The sequence below is a fragment of the Frigoribacterium sp. MCBA15_019 genome (assembly GCF_001864945.1).
GTDB lineage: Bacteria > Actinomycetota > Actinomycetes > Actinomycetales > Microbacteriaceae > Frigoribacterium.
The window spans coordinates 10,142-10,867 of the sequence record NZ_MJGS01000017.1 but is presented as its reverse complement, the minus strand read 5'-3'; the positions used below and the strand labels follow the sequence as shown (position 1 = coordinate 10,867).

At 73.8% G+C, this 726-nt stretch carries 1 pseudogene; it reads right to left on the bottom strand.

Annotated elements, in window-relative coordinates:
• Positions 1 to 726 (bottom strand): annotated as a pseudogene (locus BIV04_RS12210) (ATP-dependent DNA ligase); the annotation flags it as partial.

Genomic DNA, 726 nt, shown 5'->3' with positions numbered 1-726 from the left:
CGGACGACGTCGTCCGGAGACTTGTCGGGCCGCCACCCGCGCCAGCTCGGTTGCCGCAGTCGCCCGGTCGAGGTCCACTCGGCGATCGACACCTCGCCGACCCGCGACGGGGTGACCCAATGGGCGTCGCGCGCGTCGACCGCTGGCACGCCCACCAACGGGCTGGTCTTCCGCTCGGCCGCCCGCAGCGACGACAGCAGCTCGTCGAGCTCGCGGTCGGTGAACCCGGTGCCGACCCGGCCGACGTATCGCAGCCCGTCGTCGCCCGGCACGCCCATCAGCAGCGAGCCGACGCCGTCCGCCCGCCGACCGGCACCGGGCCGCCAGCCGGCGATCACGACCTCCTGCGTCTGGTGGTGCTTCATCTTGATCCAGGCCCGGGAGCGGCGGCCGGCGCTGTAGGTCGCGTCACGTCGCTTGGCGACCACGCCCTCGAGCCGGAGGCGCTTCGAGGTGGTGACCGCCGCCTCCAGGTCCCCGTCGAACGCCGGGGGCACGTCGACGGCTCCACCGCTCTCGACGATCCGCTCGAGCACCCCGCGCCGGTCGTCGTACTCGTCCTTCACGAGCGAGCGACCCTCGGCCCGCATGACGTCGAACAGCAACAGCTTGACCGGCGCGCCCTTGGCGGCCCGGGCCACGTCGCGGGGCCGTGTCAGCCCCATGCGCGTCTGGAGCAGCCCGAAGTCGGGGCGACCCTTCTCGTCGACGGCGACGATCTCGCCG